This window comes from Campylobacter concisus, from assembly GCF_003048405.1.
Classification (GTDB): domain Bacteria; phylum Campylobacterota; class Campylobacteria; order Campylobacterales; family Campylobacteraceae; genus Campylobacter_A; species Campylobacter_A concisus_Q.
This window is the reverse complement of the sequence record NZ_PIQS01000001.1, coordinates 827,114-845,891: the sequence shown is the minus strand read 5'-3', so window position 1 is coordinate 845,891 and position 18,778 is coordinate 827,114. Positions and strand designations below refer to the sequence as shown.

Genomic DNA, 18,778 nt, shown 5'->3' with positions numbered 1-18,778 from the left:
TGTTATAATTGCCCAAAATTATATTTACTAAATACTTAAATAAAGGTTTTATTATGAAAAAAATGCTCTTTTTGGCTGCTGGCATGCTAAGTGCTTTAAATTTATATTCGGCTCAGATGATAAACGGTATCGCAGCTATTGTAGAGAACGAACCAATCACGCTTTATGAAGTTTATAGCTTGAAAGAGCAGCTAAGAGCTAGCGAACAAGATGCTTTAAATTTACTCATAAGAGATAGACTCGAAGATGCTCAGATAAAAAATTTAAACATTAGCGTAACGCCATTTGAGCTAAACGATAGAATCGAATCAATCGCAAAGCAAAATGGTATGACAAATTCGCAGTTTAGAAACTCTATCCAAGCCCAAGGCATGGACTTTTTGGAGTTTAAAAACAACATAGAAAAAAAGATGCTTCAAGAAAAGCTTTATAAAAGCATTTTGGCTGAAGCTGGCAAAAATGTAAATGAACAAAAAGCAAAGATGTATTTTGACGCTAATCCTGATAAATTTAAGGTCTTTAGCACCGCTAGAGTCGTAGTTTATAGAGCAAAAGATCCTGAGCTACTTGAGGCTCAAAAGACAAGTCCGAAGCTACTAGACGGCGTGCAAACACAAGAGGTTAGTTTGGACTATCAAAGCATAGATCCAAGGCTTGCTGCGATCATCTCAAGCACAAATAACGGTGACTACACACAGCCTTTGCAAGGGCCTGACAGCTTTGATATGTTTTTAGTAAAAGAGAAGATCGGCTCATACACTCCAAGCTTTGCAGATGTTAAGGATAATGTTATAAACGAGCTTTATCAAGGCGAGCAAGAAAAACTTATGGCTGATTATTTTGATAAACTCCGCGCAAAAGCAAAGATTCAAATTTTAAGATAACTTCTCTTAGCCGTCATTTGGCGGCTACATCTAATTCAAATTCTATACCACATTATTACACCGCTAAAGATAGCGGTGTAAATTTAGTTAAAACGTATAATGCATATTTATCATAAACGATCTCTCATCACCAGGTCTTGAGTCTGAACGCCAGTATTTTTTATTTAAGATATTATTTATTGCCAGTGTTATTTGAGCATGTTCACTAAAGTTATATCCAGCACTTGCATCAAGCCTTACAAAGCCTGGCAAGTGTTGATCGGTTACGCTTGTTTTATTTACTTGGTAACTATATCTTTTAGAGTACCCGGTTACGCCACTTTCGACATACCATTTATCATTTTTAGCATATCTTAAAAAAACATTGCCCTGCCAGTTAGTTGTATTGTTTAGACTAAGTTTTTCATTTAATGGATTTGACTTGTCATTTACTATAATGGCCCTCATATATCCAAGAGAGCTTCTAAGATATAAATTTTCATAAATTTGACCCAAGATATTTAGCTCTATACCACGGCTTCTCTCTTTACCACGCTGCGCCCAAGTATATGGATCATTTGTAGGATCTGGTCTATATCTTATATTATTATGCTCGATCTGAAATATCGCTAGGTTTGAGCTAAATCTATTATCAGCCCATGTGCTTTTTAAGCCGATTTCATATTGCTCGTTATTCTGCGGTTTTAGATCAAGCATTGTTGTATCGCCTATACTTATACCTATATTTCCACGACCACCATATGGTGCAAAGCTCTTTGAGTATGAGGCGTATGCGGTATGTTCTGGCAAAAAGTCCCACAGTAAGCCTACTCTTGGACTAAAAGAGTGCCCTTTGTAGCTATTTGTCATATCTGCAATATTTCTTGTTTTAAACTTATAAAAGTCAAACCTTCCACCAATAAGTAGCCTATATTTGTCATCTAAACTTATTAGATCTTCTAAAAACACTCCATTATTTATAGCTTTATGCTTATTATCAGTATTAAGTGGTATGTAGCCCACACTACCCCAACTTGATCTTGATGCATATGGATTTATAGTTACATTTTTTGCACTATCAAACCAAAGCCTCGGATGGCGAGTTTCTACGCTGTTGTCATATCCAAAAGTAAGATTATGCTTAAATCTTGTAAATTCAAGCTCTTTTGTAAGTGTTATAGCATTTGAGAGTGTGTCATTATCAGTTTGTTGTTTAGCATAGTTTTGCTTTAGTCTATTTCCGGGCATGATGGTGCCACTAAAATAATGGTCAAAATTTTGACTAGCTTTTCTATAACCAAAAACCCATTTTAAATTCATATCCTTTACTAACTCTGCATTTAGCTCGGTACGAAAGAAATGAAGCTTATCTTCAACAAAGTCTCCATCGTGAGAAAATCCCTTTGTATAGTCGATACCAAGCTTGTCATAGACACTTTTTGTTGGCATTCTATCAGGTACACGCCAAGCATTATCATATGTGTATTGCGCCTCAAAACTAACCGTTCCGCCATCATTTGTCACGACAACGCTTGGGCTTACCATAAAATTTTTATATTTTACGCCCTCTCTCCATGATTTTCCACGCTCCATATCAGTCGTTAGCCTTGCGGCTAGTTGATTATTTACTACGTGATTTATATCAACACCACCGCCATATCTACTCCAACTACCAACTCTTCCTGAAAGCTTATAAACAGGCATAAAATTTGCCTTTTTACTAACTAAATTTACAACCGCACCACCGTCACTTCTTCCATATAAGATCGAAGCTGGTCCTTTTAAAATTTCAACTCTCTCAACATTTGCTGTACTGCGCCTTATCTGGCCAGAGTCCCTAACACCATCTCTATATATATCACCGCCATCAACACTAAATCCTCTTATCTTAATGCTTTCGCCTCTCATATCATAGCCTGCATCAATACCAGCATTTCCTTCTAGGATACTTGAGAGATCATTTGTACCGTAGTTTCTGTTCTTTTGTATATCTATATTTTCGATAGTTTGTGGCGTCTCTTTGTTGCTGAGTCCATTTCTATTGATATCCGCACTATCATACGCGATATAACCTTTTAGGGTATTTTGCTCCGAGATACCTTCCACCTCGATAGTTGGTAAAATAACTGAATAATCACTGTTATTTGTATCTAAAGCCCACAGCGAGCTAAAGATCAGTGATGAAGCAAGTATACTAAACTTCATAGAATTCCTTTAGATAAAATTAAAATCGATATTCTATATCAAAATAGCTTAAAATATTTACGTTATATTGATACTTATTAAACTTTGCTAATTTATTGTTAAAATTTAGTTCGATTTGGAATTATCGTTTGCCATATCTTAAAACAAAATGCATTACTATTGCCGCTAAAAAATTTTAAGATTAAGGCTAGTATTTTAATGATCACATATCAACGCGAGCTCTTTAAACTTTTTGATGAGGTGATAGATATAAAAAGTGAGTAAATTTGACCGCAAAAGCAGCCAAATTTATATTATGCTTTTTTAGTAAAAACTCCGACATAAATAGCATAGATAAAGCCGATCACTACGGCATATGGAGCGTAAGGAGTGATGCCAGCTCCAGAGCTTGCAAGTATGAAGTTGTGGCTTATCGCAGCGCCTGCTCCCATACCTAAAACAAATACAGCTGAGCTTAAATTTCCAGCTCCCATTTGCACTAAATGTTTGCCTGGGCAGCCATAACTTAGGCTAAAGCAAAGACCAGCCAAGCTCATGCCAAGGAAATTCCAAAGGACATCATTATGAGCGATAGGTTGAGCTTCAAAGCCAAATTTATATTGTCCAAGAGCTAAATTTGTGATACTTGCAAAAACGATGATAGATACAATGCCATAAAACATTGAAAGATCACGCTCAAAAACTTTGCTAATCGCTCCAACTGAGCAAAATTTGCTTCTTTGCATAAAAATGCCAATAACAATGGCGCAAATAAGTGAGATAAGGATATTTGCATGCTGTGAGCCTGGGCCTTTTTCTGAGCTAAATAAAGCACCATTATCGCCAAGTTTTAAACCAAAGACAAGGGCTATTAAAAGCAAAATGGCAATGATTAATGGCAAAAACGCAACTGGCTTTGTCGTGGCATCATTTTCAGGTATGACGTAACCATTTTTTTTGAAAAATCGTCCAACAAAAACACCAGCAAATAGACCGACAAGACCAGCAATAGCAGTCATATCTCCGCCGCCAAGGCGCAAAAACGCTCTCCATGGACAACCCAAAAAGATAAGGCAACCAATCATAGCAAATACACCTAAGAAAAATCTAGAAAATGCCGCACTGCCAGATACTGGAGTGAAATTTCTACTCCAAAGCATACTTGCTAGAAAGCCTCCGATGATAAGCCCTAAAATTTCAGGCCTTAGATACTGTACCACTTTGGCTTGATGAAAGCCAAAAGCACCTACGCTATCCCTTAAAAAGCAAGCCGCACAAACGCCCATGTTTGCTGGGTTGCCAAAATAAACAAGCACTGGGCCAAGAATGCCAAGGCTCGCACCTGCGATGATGTAAAGCACTGTTTTATTCATGAATATTCCTGTGTATAGGGTAAAATCAAACTGATTTCTTAAACGACATTTTAATAATCATTAAATAAAACAAAGATTAATTTTTTTAAGAGCAAAGTAGATAAAATATGCAAAAATTTCATAAAAGGGATAAAAATGAAAGATTTTATGAGTTACGCAGATAGCCTAAAAATTCTAAAAGATACAATAAATGCGTGGGAAAAGGTCGAAAAAGTAGCCATCACGGACGCACTTGATAGAAATATCGCTTACGACGTGACAGCTGCTGAAAACTACCCAGCAAAGCCAGTTTCAGCGATGGATGGATACGCTTTTGCCTTCAAAGATGGTCTAAGTGAGCTTGAGCTTATCACAGACCTTCCAGCAGGTAGCGACAAAGGACTAGTCATAGAGGGTAGTAAATGCGTCAAAACTTTCACTGGCTCACTAATGAGCGAAGGCACTGATACTCTTGTGCCGGTAGAAAATGTCGAGGTTAGCGGCTCGAAAATAATCATCAAAAAAAGCGTACCAAAGGGTTTTGCTGTGCGCGAAGTAGGAGAAAGCTACAAAAAAGGTGAAATTTTGATCAAAAAAGGCACACGTCTAACCTACGCCGAGATAGCACTTCTTGCTGAGCTTGGTGTCTTTCACGTAAGCGTTTTCATACTCCCAAGAGTGGCAATACTTGCAACTGGTAGCGAGATAAAAGACCTTGGCGAACCTCTAGAAAATCCGGCACAAATTCACAGCTCAAATCACGTAGGCATCGCTATGCAGATACGCAAAATGGGCGCAGAGCCGATCCTTTGCGAGATCGTAAGAGATAAGGCCGAGCTTGTCGAAAAAGCGATCATAAACGCACTAAAATCAGCTGATATATTAGTGACGACTGGTGGCATAAGTATGGGGGACTATGACTTTGTAAAAGGCGCTTTAAATGAAAATTTTAGCCTTATCATCGAAGGTGCTGCCATAAAACCGGGTCGTCACATCAGAGTGGCAAAGTCAGGCGATAAATATATCTTTGCGCTGCCTGGATTTCCGTACTCGGCAATGGTTATGTGTGTGCTTTACGTGAGGGTCTTAATAAATGCGTGGTTTGGTCAAGAAGAGCCAAAGATCACGGCGATAATGGACGAAGACTATAAAAAACGCTCACCATTTTTAGAATTTACAGCTGTAAATTTAGAAAACCGTGAAGGAAAAAATTTTGTAAATCTAAATGGCAAAAAGCTTGGCAGTTCAGCGATCGTAAATAATTTAACAAACAAGGCCGCACTTTTAATGATCCCAATGGATAAAGAATTTCTAAAAAAAGGCGAGATAGTAGAAGTATTGATGATGCCTTGTTAAAATTTTAAGGATAAAAGTTGAACGCATTAGAAATTCAAACAATTATAGTTTTTCTGCTAATGGCATCACTTGCCTTTGGAATAGATCTTTTTGCTCATAAACATGATGAGAAAATTTCACTAAAACAAGCTGGTATTTGGTCTATTTTTTGGATAGGAGTTTCGGTACTTTTTGGCATATATTTATATTTTGAGCGAGGCAGTGAAATAGCAAGTCTTTATTTTGCAGGATATGCGCTAGAAAAGTCGCTCTCAGTAGATAACCTTTTTGTGATGATGGCGATTTTTTCATGGTTTAATATACCTGAAATTTATCGCCACAGAGTGCTTTATTTTGGCGTTATAGGAGCTATGATATTTAGGCTCATCTTTGTAGCCGTAGGTACGATGCTTTTTGCCATCTCGCCTTGGATGGAGCTAATATTTGCAGCAATAGTCGCATATAGTGCTGTAATGATGATAAAAAAAGATAAGTGTGATGAGGATATAAAAGATTATTCAAACCACATAGCTTATAGGGCAGTTTATCGCTTCTTTCCGGTTTTACCACAGCTTTTTGGACATAGTTTTTTTGTTAAATTTAGCGAAATTTCTAAGCAAATTCCAGATAGTCAAAAAACTACTCTTAACGATCAAATTTTAAGGCTAAAAGCCACTTGGATAGCAACACCATTATTTTTGTGTCTTTGCGTGATTGAGCTAAGCGATGTGATATTTGCTTTTGATAGCGTTCCGGCTGTCATTGCTGTGAGCAAAGATCCTGTGATTGTTTATTCAGCGATGATATTTGCGATACTTGGGCTAAGAACGCTTTATTTTGTGCTTGAAGCACTCAAAAATTTTTTAAAGTATTTAGAAATTTCTGTGATCGTGCTTTTATTTTTTATAGCAGTAAAGCTAGCTGTAAATGCGACTGCTAATATCTTTCATCATGGTTTTGAAATTTCTGCACAAATTAGCCTTTTTATCATTCTAGCTATTCTTGGAGTTGGGGTCGTAGCAAGTTTGGTTAAAAAATAGCCACCACAAAAGTATGCAAGCTAAAGTTAGGCAAGCTTAAAATTAAAAAATTATAAGCATAGTGCTTTATGTTTGGTGTCTAAATTCTTTAAAATTTTACTTGCTTGTGTAAAAGATTAATTACTGTATATTTATGCTACCAGCTGGAGTTGGCATATCGCCTTTTTCATCAGCAAATGGTGGCCCTTTTTGAAGCAAAGTGGTGATCTCGGATGCTACTTTTGGATCCATTTTTGCCATGATAGTAGATATCTTTTTGGCATCAAGAGCATAAAGTATGGTGGCCGCGTTTGATCTAGGCATTTTAGAGAGCACCTCAGCTGCCGCACCATCTTTCATCTTAGAATACGACTCATTGACTTTATCGCTAGTCATTGTGCGAAGTTCTTTTAAAATTTTCTCATTTTTGGCGACCACTTCATCGATCTCTTTGCGTTTTTGCTCGATTACTTTCATTGTCGCATTTAGGTCAGCTTCTTTTTTGGCAAGCTTTTTATTGTTTTCTTCATAGGCTGCTGCCGAGCTTGCGCGAAATACTTCTAAAGCTTGGCGCTGTTCATCTATGACCTCAAGTTCCTTCGAAATTTCTTCTTTTCTAGCTTCAAAAATTTGCGTACAATCAACTGGCACTTCAAAACAAAATGCAAAATTTAAAATAATGAAGAATAATAAAACCGCTCTCATTAAAACTCACTCTTAGTTGTAAATTTCATCACTGCAAACTCATCAAGCGCAAGTGCTTCGGCTTTTTGTATGCGTTTTATCTCTTTTTTAAACTCTTCTTTTTCTAGATATTTCATCTTTTCGTACTCTAAATTTGCATTTTTATATTTATGTTCGTAATGCGAAACCTCTTTTTTAGCTATTTCAAGGCTCTCTTTGCAGGCATTTAGCTCTTGCCTTGCTATCTTTATAAACTCTAAATTTTCCTTTAGCTCGCCTATATTGCCACTTTTTGGCAAGCAAAACTCCTCAAGCCTTGCTCTTAAATGTACTAAATTTTCTTCAAAATTTCTTACATTAAGCCTAGCAACGGCAAGCTTTGCCTCTACCTTATCCATCTCTTGTTTTTTTACGCGGACGATAGAGGTAAATTTGCTTTTCATCTAATGATCGTATCGCTTCTTTCAGGGCTTGTTGAGATATAGCCGATCTTTACGCCAGTTAGCTCTTCTATTCTCTCGATATAAGCTCTTGCATTTGCTGGCAAATCTTCATATTTGCTTATACCTTTTACGCTATCCCAGCCTGCAAGTTCTTCATAGATAGGAGTTGCATTTTCAAGATCTGTCGGCATATAATCGATAGTTTCACCATTATATTGATAAGCTTTGCAAATTTTTACCACTTCAAATCCATCAAGTACATCAAGTTTCATGAGCGCATAAGTATCTACACCATCGAGTCTTGAGGCATATTTTACACTCACAGCATCAAACCAGCCACAACGTCTGCGGCGACCTGTTGTTGTGCCAAATTCCTTACCGATATCGCACATCTTATCGCCACTTGTGCCTTTGTCTTCTGTTGGGAAAGGACCAAAGCCAACACGAGTCGTATATGCCTTTATGACGCCTATTACTTCACCGATTTCTTTTGGATTTAGTCCAAGACCTGTGCAAGCACCTGCACTTATGGTATTTGAGCTAGTTACGTATGGATATGTGCCATGGTCGATATCTAAAAGTGTGCCCTGAGCGCCTTCAAGTAGGACTTTTTTATCTTCATCTAGTGCTTTCCAAACTAAATTTGTAGTGTTTGCGATAAATGGAGCAAGCACCTCTTTATATCTTTTTAGCTCTTCAAGGAGCTCACTTTCAACAGGAATTTTTACACCAAGTGCGTCAAATACGCATTTGTTTGTCTCAAAATCATGCATCAAAGCATCACACAAACGCTCTGGCTCAAGTAGTTCGCCTACTCTGTGGCCACTTCTACTTATTTTATCAGCATAAGTTGGTCCTATGCCTTTGCCAGTCGTACCGATTGCTTTTTCGCCTTTTAGTCTCTCTTTTGCTTGATCGATTTGACTATGATAGCTTAGATTTAAATGTGCTTTATCGCTAATATAAAGTCTTCCTTCCAAATTTTCAAACTGAGCCATTTCGGTGATTAACACTTCTGGACAAACGACAACGCCATTGCCAATGATATTTATGATATTTTTATGCAAAATTCCGCTTGGAACAAGATGAAGCGCGTATCTAACGCCATCAACCCAGATCGTATGACCGGCATTATGGCCGCCCTGTGAGCGACAGATCATGTCATAGTTTAGTCCTAGCATATCAACTATCTTGCCTTTACCCTCATCACCCCATTGAACTCCAACTACTAAATCAGCCTTTCTCATTCTTACTTCCTTAAATTAATTTTTTCTTCTATCAATGCATCTGTATAAACAGCAAAGCCACTATTTATTTTTCCGTCTATTTCGTAGCTACCGCCACTTGCTATTATGCTGTTATTTCTTAAAAATCTAAAAAATAAACTATCGTAATATCTCATTTTCGAGTAATATAGCGGAACTATTCTTAAATTTTTATATTCTAAAGCACTGGCTAAATTTCTCAAATTTTCAAGCGGTTCTTTTAGCTTGCTTGGAGAAATTTTAATCACTTCATCCAGTTCATCAACTGACTTTAAAAGAGCAAGAGCACTTAGCCATGGAACATTTTGAGATAAAATTTTTTCCATTTGTCCATTTTCAAAAATTTCAATAGGCACGCTTAAAATTTCACAAATCACTCTTGGAATTTGTATATTGCTTACTTGCAAAAATGTATCCATTTTTAGCTCATCAATAAGCTTTGCAACGATATTGATACTTTTTAAAACATCATTTTCGCCAATTAGCTCAGCTCCAATTTGATAAATTTCTTGGCTTGGATAGCGAAAGACCGGCTGGATATAAAACCACCTTTTTGATTCGTTTGCTTTTAGCCTTCTAAGCACGATCCTTACAGTATCTACCGTACTATCGGCCCTTAGACTTATCTCGTGATTTAGACTGTCGCTAAAACGTAAAAGATTTGTAGCATCTACACTTAAATGTTGATGATATGAAAAAAATGGCGTTACGATCTCGCTAAAGCCTTCATTTTCTAAAATTTCACTAGCTTTTTGTTCGATCTGCCTCTTTAGCTTTGCGCTACTGGCAAAGTATAGCTTGCTTCCATTTGGGATTTCGTGCTCATAAACATTTAAAGCATTTTCATTCATTATTTGTTCGCTCCACTCAAATTTAGATCATTATCGCATAATAAAATTGCCTCATTAGCTAAATTTATTACGTTCTCTTTGTCTATTTTTACAAGGATCGTATCTAAAATTCCAGCTAATTTTTCATTTATTATTCTGATATCATCTACTTGATTTGCTATTTCGTCTTTTAATTTTTCGCTTACTTTTTCATCGCATTTAAGCAAATTTATCAAACGAGTCATAAGCTCTTTTGCACCTACTATTTTGCAAAGCATATTGTAGTTCTCATCATCTTGAAAATTTCTTACATTTAGCGGAGATGATAGAGTGAATTTAAATTTGAGCACATTATCCAGGCTAAGCTCTGGCGCAAAAAGTCGTCCTTGAAATCTACTAAAGCCAAATCCAACAAAAATTTCAAGCATGCTTTTATCTTCTAAATTTTTTATCATGACATCAAAATTAAATGTATCTGATACATACTTTATCATGCGCATGGTCTTTAGTGCTTCTACTGAATCAAAAATTTGTTTGCAAAACCTTTTATCTATATTAAATCTATTTGTTTTTAACATGCCTAAAGCTTCTACCGAGCCTGAATAAGACGCAAAATCATCAAGCGAAAAGCTAACGCCTAGCTCCTTATAAGCATCGATATATCTAACAACATCATCTAAATTTACACCACTTGCGGAGTCAACGATATCTATGATTAGCCCATTTGCATCTAGCTGCTCATCTTTTAAAAGCTTTTTAAATTTCTCAAAAAACTCAGAAGTCATTAGCTTTTTAATGCATAAATTTACTCTAACTTTTGCATTTATTCCCTCTTTTAGCCATACAGCCCTAGCTTTTAAAGCATCTTTTAGTGTAAATAGTGCGATAGCAACAACTGCTTTTGAGCCTTTTGCAAGCGGTAAGAAGTCTGATGGCCTTAATATCTTATCGCCATTTTTCCATCTAATAAATGCCTCAAAGCTGCTAACTTCCCCGCTTTTTATATCAATCTCAGGCTGATAAAGCAAGAACATCTCGCCAGCATCGATAGCTTCAATGATCTTTGAGTCATCTCTATATTCATTTTTAAAGTATGTATCTTTTTTAGAATTAAATACATAATATTTATTTTTTCCATTAAGCTTTGCTTGATACATAGCCCAATCAGCTCTTTCAATTAGATCATCAACGCTAAGCGCATCGCTACTTAAGCTAATACCAATACTTACGCTAAGTTTTTTCTCATCATCATCAATAGAAATTTTACTCTTAGCTACCCTTAAGATGTTTTCAGCAGTTTCGTAAATTTCTCCCAGATTTTCATAAGGCATAGCACCTATAAACTCATCTCCGCCTATTCTCGCAAATATTCCTTGTTTTGGAAAAATTTCATCTATTTTTTTTGAAATTTCTATTAGGATTTTATCACCTACTTGATGTCCGTATCCGTCATTTATCGATTTAAAATTATCAAAATCAACATAAAATGCTGCTATTTTTAAGCTTTTTTTCGCCTGTTTTAGCAGATTTTCTAGCTTATTAAAAAGTAAAAATCTATTTGGTAACCCAGTCAGCGTATCGTGATACGCGATAAATTCAAGATATTCTTTATTGTAGCAGTCATCATTTGCGCTTGAAGCTAACAAAATATATCCCTCTTGATCGCCAAACGCGTTTAAAAGCTTACTTATACTTATGACTTCGAGTCTATTTTTGCTTCGAACATCATGAATAAGACCTTGCCAAAAGCCAGTTATTTTAAGTGAATTTAAAATTTCATCTTTAATGTCTTTTAGTCCGTTTTTAAAATTTATTATATCTTTTGAGTAAATTTTCTCTATAAAATTTTTATCTCTAGAAATGTTAAGCGTATCGAAAAAAGCGTCATTAGCATCTATAATCCTAAACTCATCATCAAGCATGATAATTTGCTCTTTTGCGTATGAGAAAATTTTTGCTAAAAGATCTTGATAAGAAAAAAAGCTATTTTGCACACTAAGATCTTGCATTGTGCCCTTTATGACGCTTACTTCACCATCATAAAAAGCTATTGCTTTTGCTCTAATTCTTACATAAATAATCTCTTTGTCAGCCCTATAAAAACGCACTTCGCCATCATATACTTCACCTTTTTTTATAAGGTCAAAAAAGTCCTTAAAGCTTACAAATTCATCTACAAATATAGTTTTCGCACGTTCAAAATTTATACTCATATCCCCATTTAATGCATATCCGAGCGACTTGGCGATAGCATTTGGGATATAAAGGGTGTCGCTTTTTTTATCCCATGAAAAGACAAGCGCTTGGCTTGCCCAAAGTATGCTTTGAAAATATTTTAATTCAGCATCATATTTTTCTTGCAACTTTGCTATATCACTTAGGTCATTAAAAAAGTAGATGATTTTTTGCTCTTTGTCAGCACCATTACCTATAAATTTTACTTTTATCTTAAATGGCGTTTTGTTATTTTCATTTGTTTGCATATTGGCTACGAGATTTATCTCGCTATTTTTGCTACCTTTTTCAAAGAATTTTTTAGATTCATTAGAAACATTTACAGCAAACTCATCTAAACTTTCAGGGCTTATTAGATCTTTTAAATTTATAAGCTTCTTATCTTGCGGGACTTTAAAGACACTATCGATATTTTGCGTACTTCTTACGATAGAAAATGGATCGCTGCTTAATGCTTCTGCTATTACATTTGGCGATAAAAATGAATAATCATTTATTGCTTCGTTATCCTTTTTCGTAAATTTTCCATCGTCAAGCTCGTGTATAAGCATAAAATTTAGCCTAGAATCCCTTAGCTCGATCTGCGACTCTTGTAAAAATCCCTCTTTAGTGCCGCCATCTTTTGTTTTTAGCTTGATTTTAAAACTCATATCGCTATTTTGAGCATCTTGTTTCATTTGCATAAACAATGCAAAATCGCCATCTATTAAATCATTTAAATTTAGCTCTATAATCTCATCTTTTGTATAAGATAAAAATGCATTACTAGCATCAATAATATCGCCGCTATAAGCATCATAAACTACTATTTTCAAAAAGCTTTGTTCAAAAATATAGCCAAATCTGCTTTTGTATTCTTCTAGTCCGTCAGTTGCTTTTCTGGTTTCTATCTTTAGCTTATTTATTCCATTTTTTATATCTTCAAATTCTGTTAAATTAAGGCTTCGTCTTATCTCGTATTCATCGCCATCTAAAGTATCTCTTACCTCTTTTAAAGCTGGCATTATTCTATTTTTTATAAATTTTACATCTCTAACCCATAAAATTAAAGAAGATATAAAACAAAAGATTGATAGCCAAAATAACACAAACTGCATAAAGATGTGAAAATGCTTCGTTGAAGCGGTAATAACAAAAATTTTATACTCTGGCATATAGCTTATGAGATAAAAGCCCATATGGCTTAAAGAAAATATTATTTTATCCTCTTTAAACTCGTCGCCAAGACTTACATAAGGCAAAAACATCGATTCATCAAATTTTTTATAAAACTCATCTCTTGATAAATTTCCATATTTATCTACTAAATAAGCATAAGTTTTACTTTTATCATCGTAATCTACATTAGTGTAGTTTTGCAAAAATTTTATATCAATTTGAACTAAAATACTGCCTCCATTTTTTAGTCCATAAGATGCATAAATATCTTTAAAACGACTGTTTTTATAGACTCGATCTGATACTGTAAATTTCCCAGCATCTGTCTCGTTTAAACTAAGCCACGATAGATCCTTTTCAGCTATGTCATCAGCACCTAAAAATCTCTTTGAATAGATTAAATTTCTATTTTTATCAAAAACGTAAAAAGCTATATAAAGATCATTTTTTGTTGAATTTTTATCAAATAGCATATCACTAAGACCTGCTTCAACCATTTTTGATTTTAAAAATAGATCATTTTTTATTATAAAAAAGCTATTTGAGATTGATGATTTTATATTTGAATTAGTTGAGCTAAGGTCATACTTTATATCGTTCGTGCCAGCACAAACTACAAATAATGCTAAAAATATAAATGAGAGTAAAAGTAAAATAGACTTTGTATAAAACATTTTTACTATTTGAAGGCTGGTTTTTTGTTTCTCAAGCACGATAGACACCTCGTTAGTTTAGGTTTTGGCTCTGATTTTATCCCATTTTTACTTGATTTGGGTTTATAAAGGTAAGTATTTATTTAGAATTTATTGATTTATTTAAAATTGAGCCAAAAATTTATTTAAAATTTTGGCTCAAATATCTTAATAGATCCAAGTAACGATATCAGAAATTTCTCTACGAAGTTTTTTTGGTTGTGGATTTAGGCGGTAGCCAAATGGCACCATGATAGCCACTCTTTGAAAGCTCTCATCAAGCCCCAAAAGTTCATTTAAAGCGTGTCTGTCAAAGCCTTCTATCGGGCAACTATCAATGCCCAAACTTGCAGCTGCATTCATCATATTTGTGGCAATTATCATGCACTGCTCATGCGACCACTGAAATGTTAGCTCATCATCATTTTTAAAATTTGCTAGCAAAAAGTCATGATAAAATTTTTGCCTTGCAGCAATGGCTTCAGGATCTTTATTGGTATTTCTAGCGATCATTTTATTAACGTATGTGCTTCCAAATTTCACCTCTTTGATCTTAGCTAAAACGACAACTAAATGCGAGCAAGATGTGATTTGCGCTTGATTCCATGAAAAAGCTTTTATTTTTTCTCTAAGCTCTTTATTTTGAACGACTAAGATATCCCACTGCTCAAGACCGGTTGAGCTAGGGCTTAACCTACCAGCTTCTAGTATAAAATCAAACTCTCCAGCACTAATTTTTTTGCTTTCGTCAAAAACTTTGCAAGCATGACGAAATTTTAAAATTTCAAGATAATTCATCATCTCTCCTTTGTAGTTTTTGAAATTATAGAATGGTTAAGTAAATTAAAAGATTTCACTAACGCAATGAGATAGCATGCTATTTTTAAAAATTTATCTTAAAAATATACCAAACTCGCTCTTTGGCACCGCAGAGCCAACAATAGCCGAGCTTTCATAGCCTACTTCTTTTAAGCGTTTTACTACGAGCATCGCGTCCTTTTCGCCAACTGCGAGCAAAAGCCCACCTGAAGTTTGTGCGTCAAATAGTAAAATGTCAGCTTCTTTGTCTATAAAATGCTTTGCAAATTCGCGGTTTTTATAGCTTCCTTCTGGAATAATGCCCATATCTGCAAATTCCTTTGCGCTTGCAATGATTGGCACGTTTTTTTCATAAATTTCAAAACTGATATTTTCATTTAGCATTTCGCTTAAATGTCCCAAAAAGCCAAATCCAGTCACATCAGTGGCACCGTAGACTTTGATGCCATCAAGTGCTTTTAATGCATAAAAATTTAGCTGTGCCATGATAGTTGCAGCCTCTTTTATTTGCTCCATGCTTAATAAATCAGCCTTTATTGCTGTACTTAAAATACCGCTTCCAAGTGGCTTTGTAAGTATCAAAACATTGCCATTTATAGTTGTATTATTTGCCCAAAATTTATCAGGATGCACCCTTCCAGTAACGCTAAGCCCATAATACATCTGCTGTGTCTCGATCGTATGTCCGCCAACAATAATGCCACCACACTCTTTTACTTTATAGGCTCCGCCTTGCAAAATTTCTCCTAAAATTTCAGGTGCCAAGTTGCAGCTATCAAAACCTACGATATTTAGAGCATTTATCACCTCACCACCCATTGCAAAAACGTCGCTTAGGCTATTTGCAGCAGCGATTTGTCCGTAAATAAATGGATCATTTACCACAGGCGTTATAAAATCAAGCGTTTGAACAAGTGCAAGATCACTTGAAATTTTAAAAACACTCGCATCCTCATTAGAATTGGTGCTTGAGAGCAGATTTGGATGAGATAAATTTAAACTACTAATCGTTTTGTTTAGACCCGACGGGTCAAGCTTAGCAGCTCAACCAGCGGCTCTAACGAACTGCGTAAGCTTTTTATCGTGATAGATCATAGTTTGATTTGCTCGTGAGTTGAGAGTATGTCGATGATCTCATAAGCATTTGAAATTTCGCCAATCGCAAGATCACTTACTAGCTTATAAGCCTCCAAGCAACTTCCGCAGCTTAAAATTTTAACACCAGCAGCTTCAAGATCTTTAAGCGGCTTAAAGCTTGGGTGTGAGCGATTTGTTGTCATTTTCACAGCGTTATTTACGCAGATTATTATCTTTGGTTTTTTCTCGACTTGAAGAAAAGCTCCTAGGAATTTTGATAGTAAATTTATTCCCACTTCGCCACTTCCCGCGCGCTCTTCATTCAGATAGAGTACTTTATTATTTTTTGGTGTTATGTCGCAGACAAACTCATCAAAATTTATAAGCTCAAGCGCATTTTTGCCTTTTGTAGCTAAAATTTTAGTCTCGTTGCCATTGCTTTCTAGGCTAAATTCTATATTTTGATTTTTTAAAAATCTTGAAATATTTTCTTTTGGGGCTAGTGCATTTACCAAAATTTCTAAGCTTTCGCCTTCACTTAAACTATCAAGTGCATTTTTTGTCATTATGACTGGTTTTGGACACTCTAAATTTCTACAATCAATTGTTGTCATGATTTTCCTTTTGCAATTAGTATTTCAAACCTTGAAACTAGTTTGGATTATAGCCAAAAAAATATTAATTATTTTAAAAATTTTAATGTATAAATTTGAGATAAAAGAGAGCTTTGACCTCGCTTACTAGCAAGGTCAAAGTAAAGTTAATTATTTTAAATTTGTATAAGACTTTTCATAATCAGATACTGGAATTTTATTCTCTCTAACGAGCTCTTGATACCAGTAGTGATGAAGAACATAAACTTCTTCTTCCTCTTTATATCCAGTAATCATCGACCAAATAGCACCATGAATAGCAATAGCTGCCATATAAATATGAACTAAGAAAAATACTGCACATGCGATGCCAAGACAGTTATGGATAATTACGCTGTATCTTAAAAGATCAATTTGTGTAAGACCAAACCAAGAAGCAACTGCTGGCTCTTTGAAGTCTAAGAAATACATAATCGCGCCAGTAATTATCATAACGATACCACCAGGGATAGCGATCCAGTACCATGCTTTTTGACCAGCATTAAATTTACCAGCCGGAACAGGTCTCTTTTTCTTTGATAAATAGCCACCAACTATCATCATCCATCTGATATCATAAATTGCCGGAAGCATTCTCTTTGTCCAGGTAAATAACATAGGAAGCACAGAAACAGCAAAGATCACAGTTGCTATATCGTGCAAATATCTACAGAAACGCACAAATGTTCCACCGCCAAGCTCTGCACCCCACATAATGATGATACCAGTTGGCACTAAAATGATCCATGAGATAGCTGCCAAACCATGAGCTATACGTATGATCAATGAAAAAGCAAATACCTTTTTACCATCATGACTAAAATGTTTTGGTCCAATGATTAAAAAGTGTAATGCAAATGCTCCAATAACAGCCAAAATGATAGAAAGTGCTGCTATTGCAAAATAATCATTACCTTGGATAAAAGTAAATATCGGACCCCAGCTATGCTCATAAGGCTTGATATTTTCTATCCTCTGTGCTGCCCAAATGGTGCTGTCAAATTGATTGACGCCAGTTGGTCCCTCAATGGCCATTGCCGCAACAGACAATGTAAAAAGTAGAGTAAGAATTCTCGTCATTTTATTCCTTTATTTGCATAAAACTTAATGATTTGAGCTTTTAGTTAAATATGCTAAAATCACATAGTTATGCTGTTTTAGTTGTTATTATATCAGAGCTAATCACAAGTAAACCTTAGTAAAAAAAATTACTAATAATTTGATAAAATATATTTAAGTTTTGTTAATTTTTTACTAGAATATACCTAAAAATTTATTATCTAAATTTTAAAAACAATTTTCAGTTATCTCAATTTTTTAGATAAAAATTCTTTCAAAATTTATATTTTCCCCTTTATTTCTTAAAAATTTAAACTAAAATATCAAAGTATTTTTGAAATTTCTATCCAAAAGGCAGAGCGATGAATCTATTTTGTCTTCTTTTTGATGATTACGAGACACTTGATCTCATGGGTCCTGTAGAGTTTTTTAGCAAGAGTACCTGGAATAAATCTAAATTTTGTATCGTTTAATGGTAAGCAATAAAAAGTAAGCAAGGCTTTGAAGTAAAAACAAAAAAGCTGGTCACTTTACCAAAAAATAGTATTTTGCTGGTACCTGGTGGTCAGGGCACAAGGATTTTAGTAAAAGACAACGAGTTTATATCACATCTTAAAGAGTGTGTTTTGGCTTCAAAATTTTGCCTTAGTGTCTGCACTGGCTCAGCTTTGCTAGCTTGCACTGGAGTGCTTGATGGGCTAAAAGCCACATCAAATAAAAAGTCGTTTGAATGGGTAAAACAGTGCCGTGATGCCGTAAAATGGCAATCACACGCCAGGTGGGTAAAAGATGATAAATTCTACACCGCCTCAGGTGTAGCCGCTGGCATGGATATGGCTCTTGGCTTCATAAGTGACCATTTTGGTAAAGAATTAGCTCAAAATATTGCAAATGAAACCGAATACAACTGGCAAAAAAGCTCAAAGATAGATAAATTTGCCAAAATTTATGGGTATTAAATTTAAGGTGGCTTGTGACTTTTTGATAAAGTTAGAAATTTACTAAATTTAAAAAGGATAGTAAGCCAAGATAGCTTTACAAAAGTATTGAGCTAAATTTTATAGATAATAAATTTAAATCAGTTTGGAGTTCGTAATCGGGCTTTAAATTTGCCAAATTTAATTAATAAGT

At 35.1% G+C, this 18,778-nt stretch carries 15 protein-coding genes; 4 read left to right on the top strand and 11 right to left on the bottom strand.

Translation table 11 applies throughout. The features are described 5' to 3' along the window. Positions 1-53 precede the first annotated feature (53 nt). A complete protein-coding gene (locus CVT18_RS04470) occupies positions 54-884 on the top strand; it encodes a peptidylprolyl isomerase (protein ID WP_103629204.1) in 831 nt (276 codons plus the stop codon). 87 nt (positions 885-971) lie between these two features. Here CVT18_RS04470 and CVT18_RS04465 read toward each other — a convergent pair whose 3' ends face one another. Both CVT18_RS04465 and yedE read right to left on the bottom strand, forming a co-directional pair. Continuing rightward, positions 972-3,068 (bottom strand): TonB-dependent receptor, encoded by a 2,097-nt coding sequence (locus CVT18_RS04465; protein ID WP_103629205.1) that lies wholly within the window; start codon positions 3,066-3,068, stop codon positions 972-974. Positions 3,069-3,361: 293 nt separating this feature from the next. Continuing rightward, entirely contained in the window at positions 3,362-4,420 is a 1,059-nt protein-coding gene (gene yedE, locus CVT18_RS04460) for a YedE family putative selenium transporter (protein WP_103629206.1), read from the bottom strand. Positions 4,421-4,555: 135 nt separating this feature from the next. Between yedE and CVT18_RS04455 the strand changes: the two genes are divergently transcribed. Together CVT18_RS04455 and CVT18_RS04450 are read left to right on the top strand one after the other, a co-directional pair. After that, positions 4,556-5,755 (top strand): molybdopterin molybdotransferase MoeA, encoded by a 1,200-nt coding sequence (locus tag CVT18_RS04455; RefSeq protein ID WP_103629207.1) that lies wholly within the window; start codon positions 4,556-4,558, stop codon positions 5,753-5,755. Positions 5,756-5,772: 17 nt separating this feature from the next. Next, complete coding sequence (locus CVT18_RS04450; protein WP_103629208.1) at positions 5,773-6,774, top strand: TerC/Alx family metal homeostasis membrane protein; 1,002 nt, start codon at positions 5,773-5,775, stop codon at positions 6,772-6,774. Between the two features lie 120 nt (positions 6,775-6,894). On the opposite strand, the gene CVT18_RS04445 is transcribed toward CVT18_RS04450, so the two are convergent. The 9 genes from CVT18_RS04445 to CVT18_RS04405 form a co-directional block, all read right to left on the bottom strand. After that, the gene (locus CVT18_RS04445) at positions 6,895-7,458 is read right to left on the bottom strand and encodes a MotE family protein (RefSeq protein ID WP_103629209.1); all 564 of its coding nucleotides are present in this window, start codon (positions 7,456-7,458) and stop codon (positions 6,895-6,897) included. After that, entirely contained in the window at positions 7,458-7,880 is a 423-nt protein-coding gene (locus CVT18_RS04440; RefSeq protein WP_103579631.1) for a flagellar export protein FliJ, read from the bottom strand. The genes CVT18_RS04445 and CVT18_RS04440 overlap by 1 nt, the downstream gene beginning before the upstream one ends. After that, positions 7,877-9,127, bottom strand: coding sequence for an adenylosuccinate synthase (locus CVT18_RS04435; protein WP_103629210.1), 1,251 nt, complete (start codon positions 9,125-9,127; stop codon positions 7,877-7,879). Before CVT18_RS04435 ends, CVT18_RS04440 begins: the two co-directional genes overlap by 4 nt. A 2-nt stretch (positions 9,128-9,129) precedes the next feature. Continuing rightward, positions 9,130-9,996 (bottom strand): ATP phosphoribosyltransferase regulatory subunit, encoded by an 867-nt coding sequence (locus CVT18_RS04430; protein ID WP_087576583.1) that lies wholly within the window; start codon positions 9,994-9,996, stop codon positions 9,130-9,132. Further along, positions 9,996-14,081, bottom strand: coding sequence for a diguanylate cyclase domain-containing protein (locus CVT18_RS04425; protein ID WP_107824277.1), 4,086 nt, complete (start codon positions 14,079-14,081; stop codon positions 9,996-9,998). The genes CVT18_RS04430 and CVT18_RS04425 overlap by 1 nt, the downstream gene beginning before the upstream one ends. A gap of 147 nt (positions 14,082-14,228) precedes the next feature. Beyond that, positions 14,229-14,858, bottom strand: a complete 630-nt coding sequence (locus tag CVT18_RS04420; protein ID WP_103629212.1) for an NAD(P)H-dependent oxidoreductase — start codon at positions 14,856-14,858, stop codon at positions 14,229-14,231. Between the two features lie 93 nt (positions 14,859-14,951). Next, positions 14,952-15,974 (bottom strand): selenide, water dikinase SelD, encoded by a 1,023-nt coding sequence (gene selD, locus CVT18_RS04415; protein WP_413784328.1) that lies wholly within the window; start codon positions 15,972-15,974, stop codon positions 14,952-14,954. Continuing rightward, positions 15,971-16,570 carry a sulfurtransferase-like selenium metabolism protein YedF gene (gene yedF, locus CVT18_RS04410; RefSeq protein WP_107824276.1) on the bottom strand — a complete coding sequence of 200 codons (600 nt, stop codon included), beginning with the start codon at positions 16,568-16,570 and terminating at the stop codon, positions 15,971-15,973. The genes selD and yedF overlap by 4 nt, the downstream gene beginning before the upstream one ends. Positions 16,571-16,720: 150 nt before the next feature. Then, positions 16,721-17,668, bottom strand: a complete 948-nt coding sequence (locus CVT18_RS04405) for a formate dehydrogenase subunit gamma (protein WP_103629214.1) — start codon at positions 17,666-17,668, stop codon at positions 16,721-16,723. A 461-nt stretch (positions 17,669-18,129) separates the two neighbouring features. Between CVT18_RS04405 and CVT18_RS04400 the strand changes: the two genes are divergently transcribed. Continuing rightward, positions 18,130-18,606 (top strand): DJ-1/PfpI family protein, encoded by a 477-nt coding sequence (locus tag CVT18_RS04400; RefSeq protein ID WP_258032931.1) that lies wholly within the window; start codon positions 18,130-18,132, stop codon positions 18,604-18,606. Positions 18,607-18,778: the final 172 nt, after the last annotated feature.